This is a genomic window from Microcoleus sp. Pol12B4, from assembly GCF_036701385.1.
Taxonomy (GTDB): Bacteria; Cyanobacteriota; Cyanobacteriia; order Cyanobacteriales; family Microcoleaceae; genus Microcoleus.
On the sequence record NZ_JAUBQR010000178.1, the window covers coordinates 1 to 3,877 of the forward strand.

Below are 3,877 nucleotides of genomic sequence, written 5' to 3' on the forward strand. Positions count from 1 at the left end.
AAGTGGATATATTTCATGAAAACAGCTCGGACGTTAAGGTCTGTGCCGGAAGAGTTGGGAAATGTACCGGAACTCCGCAAAGCTTTTACAATTGCCAATGAAGCAAATCTCGATCCAGATGAATTGGAGGATTTAGAAAGGCGAGAAATTTTTATTCAAGACCAGCGCGGTGCAATTACCAAAGCTACCCGAATCGGGAGAGAACAAGGCATCGAACAAGGCATCAAACAAGGAAAGTTGGAGTTAGTTGTGCGGCTGTTGGAGCGCCGTGTCGGATCGTTGTCGTCGGAGATTCAAACTCGCATCGCTCAGTTATCCGCTCAGCAATTAGAGAATTTAGGAGAGGCCGTCTTAGAGTTGGCCAGTGTGTCAGATTTGACAACTTGGTTGCAAGCACATAACAATCGTCAATAATTAGGTCAAATGGGTGTAGGGGCAATCCCCCGTGGTTGCCCTTATGGATTACCTATGTCACATTTGAGTCTGACCTGACATTGAAGCATCTAAAGTCGAAAATCCTATGAGCAAATTTGTGTTTGTGACTGGCGGCGTGGTTTCCAGCATCGGCAAGGGAATTGTCGGTGCTTCCTTGGGCCGCCTATTAAAGTCGCGGGACTATTCTGTCTCGATTTTGAAGCTAGACCCCTATATTAACGTTGACCCCGGCACTCTGAGCCCGTTTCAGCACGGAGAAGTCTTTGTCACGCAAGACGGTGCGGAAACTGACCTGGATCTGGGGCACTACGAGCGTTTTACCGATACTTCCATGTCTCGCCTCAATAGCGTCACCACAGGTTCCATTTATCAAGCGGTGATCAACAAAGAACGCCGCGGCGAGTATCAGGGGAGCACGGTGCAGGTGATTCCGCACATCACTAACGAGATTAAAGAGCGAATTCATCGGGTAGCAAAAAATACTAATCCCGATGTCGTGATTACGGAAATCGGCGGAACGGTGGGAGATATTGAATCTTTGCCGTTTTTGGAGGCAATTCGCCAATTTCGCAAGGATGTAGGCCGGCAAAATGTTGTGTATATGCACGTCACGCTGATACCTTGGATTCCTTCGGCTGGGGAGATGAAAACTAAACCGACTCAGCATTCGGTGAAGGAATTGCGGTCGATCGGCATTCAACCAGATATTTTAGTCTGTCGGTGCGATCGCCCGCTGTCTTTGGGCATGAAACAGAAATTGTCGGAATTCTGCAACGTACCCGAAGAATGTGTCATCACATCTCAAGATGCTAAAAGTATCTACGAAGTACCTCTGATGATGGAACAGGAAGGTTTGGCGCAACAAACGCTCAATTTGCTGCAACTCGAACATCGCCAGCCAGATTTGCATCAGTGGCAAACTTTAGTCAACAGGCTTTACAGTCCCAATCACAAAATTGATATTGCTTTAGTTGGCAAATACGTGCGGTTGAACGATGCTTATCTTTCGGTGGTCGAAGCTTTGCGACACGCAGCAATTGCGATCGGCTGCGACCTGAATTTGCACTGGATTAACTCAGAAGATTTAGAATCGGGAAACCTCGATAATTATCTCAAAGATATCAACGGCATTCTTGTACCGGGAGGTTTTGGGGTTCGCGGAGTTGACGGCAAAATAGCGGCGATCGAATATGCTAAACACCATAAAATACCCTTTTTGGGATTGTGTTTGGGGATGCAGTGTGCTGTGATTGAATGGGCGCGCAACAACGCCCAACTAAAGGATGCCAACAGTGCTGAATTTAACCCGGATACAGCAAATCCGGTAATTAATTTATTGCCAGAACAGCAAGATGTAGTCGATTTGGGCGGCACAATGCGGCTGGGTTTGTATCCGTGCCGCGTCAACCCAGACACCCTAGCTTTCAAACTTTATCAGAAAGAAGTGATTTACGAGCGGCACCGCCATCGGTACGAATTTAACAACGCTTACCGCAATCTTTTCTTAGAATCAGGTTATGCAGTCTCCGGTACATCTCCAGACGGCCGATTGGTAGAAATGATCGAATTTCCTAACCATCCCTTTTTCATAGCCTGCCAATTTCACCCCGAATTCCAATCTCGACCTAGCGCCCCCCACCCATTGTTTCAAGGGTTTATCCAGGCCGCTAGCATCCAGGGAAAGCAGGATGTTTTAGAAGGTGAGGGTCGCGACTTGGTGGCCGAGAAAGTTGCAGCAAACTGATTTCATATCATGTGCGATCGATTAGTTCTGATATATTAGAGGTCTGTAGGGGCGGTTCAGAGTAGACAATATTCAAATCGCCCAGACAATCGACATTACAAAACTCACCCAACAGACCAATAGGATTGGATAGGGGTCGCACTTATCGGACTAGATATCGGGCAGCATTCTCAACGAGTGAAAAACCTCCCCCTCCAGCCCCTATGCTAGGGCTGGGGGGCTAGTACCACAAGGGAGAAGGCAAAAGGTAAAAATGCTGATATTTTTACTTAACTTTTTACGAATTTCAAGGGTGATACCAGTTTCCAACAAGAATGCAACTTTAGGCAACTTGCCAACCCAGATAGTCATCAGTCATGCCCAATCTAAAATCTACAATCTAAAATCTACAATGGTAGGAGTTGTCAAACTATCCTAAAATACCAGGAAACACAGGTTTGAGGAGGCTTTGTGGCTTATTGGAGCAAAATTACTTATGAGAAAAGTACATACATAATTGACCTTGACACTATTAGTGCTTTTTCGAGCGAACTGGATAACAAGCGTCTCACCTTTTGGCTGCCTAATAGCAGTCAGCCGATTATCCTCAATCCCCAAGGCAATTATGAGGCTTACAAGCAAGTTCTCGATTACCTCAAAAAAACCATCGATCGCAATTCTAAAGGATCGTGGATTAAACTTCATTATGATCGCAAAGAATTTGCGATCGATATGAGTCGAATTAGCTCTTTTGCTTGCGAGCAAAACGGTCGTCTAAGCTTTTGCCTGCCTGACAGCGCAACTAACATTATTATCCTGCGCCAAAGCAACCCGGATGCTTATCAAGAAATTCAGGACTACATTAAAAAGACGACTGGACAATCACTGCCATGAAGAAGTCATTAGTCATTAGTCATTAGTCGTTAGTCATTGGTCATGAGTCCTTAGTTAGAAGCACTAACAATGAAGGATGAAGGAGACTATGTTTAGTGACTCCTCACATTCATTTTATTTTTTTTTAGCTAAAGTGCTTAGGTTGCATCCTAATTTTAGATATGAAAAAAGCGCAGTAAAATGCGCTGAGTTTTTAAATTTTAACTATTCAACAAGCTGCCAAGCTAATTTGGCCGCCCCTACCATGCCTGCTTGATTGCCCAATTCAGCAACCAATAACTGTAAATCTTCGCGAGAACTCGGTAGTACACGTTGCTGAATTTCTGCTTGAACCTGCGGTAAAAAAAATTCTGCACCTGCACTAATTCCACCGCCGATAATAATAGCTTCCGGCGTTAAAATATAAATTATACTTGCCAAACCGATACCCAGATAGCGCCCGTAATTTTGCCAATATTCTAAAGCTTGGGCATCTCCAGACTTAGCTAAATTGGCTAATTCTATAGGTTCTAAACCAGTTTCCCGACGAATTGCCTGCACCGAAACATACTGTTCTAAAGAACCGCGATTGCCGCTGTTGCACTCCGGGCCGTCGGGATTTATAGTAATCAATCCTAGTTCTCCGGCCGCGCCTTGATGACCTACAAATAGTTTGCCGTCTAGGATAACTGCACCGCCGACTCCTGTACCTAAAGTTATTAAAATTAGGTTTTTAAAGTGCCTTCCTGCGCCCAACCAAGCTTCTCCAAATCCGGCACAGTTGGCATCATTTGCTAATATGGTCGGCAGTCCGGTTTTAGCTTCCACCCAGTCAGCGAGGGGGAC

At 45.3% G+C, this 3,877-nt stretch carries 4 protein-coding genes; 3 read left to right on the top strand and 1 reads right to left on the bottom strand.

The window, feature by feature from the left end:
- The 3 genes from QUA38_RS21440 to QUA38_RS21450 all read left to right on the top strand — a co-directional run.
- Positions 1–414 (top strand): DUF4351 domain-containing protein (locus QUA38_RS21440; RefSeq protein ID WP_333165328.1); only part of this gene is annotated, 414 nt, incomplete at its 5' end.
- 106 nt (positions 415–520) lie between these two features.
- Complete coding sequence (locus QUA38_RS21445) at positions 521–2,179, top strand: CTP synthase (RefSeq protein WP_333165332.1); 1,659 nt, start codon at positions 521–523, stop codon at positions 2,177–2,179.
- 450 nt (positions 2,180–2,629) lie between these two features.
- Complete coding sequence (locus QUA38_RS21450) at positions 2,630–3,052, top strand: hypothetical protein (protein ID WP_333165335.1); 423 nt, start codon at positions 2,630–2,632, stop codon at positions 3,050–3,052.
- A gap of 204 nt (positions 3,053–3,256) precedes the next feature.
- Here the strand turns inward: QUA38_RS21450 and QUA38_RS21455 are convergent.
- The coding region (locus tag QUA38_RS21455) for an ROK family protein (protein WP_333165337.1) at positions 3,257–3,877 on the bottom strand (621 nt) is incomplete at its 5' end.

Bases quoted from the DNA above. Each gene is read 5' to 3' on its own strand.
- QUA38_RS21445 (WP_333165332.1), top strand. From the start codon at position 521: ATGAGCAAATTTGTGTTTGTGACTGGCGGCGTGGTTTCCAGCATCGGC.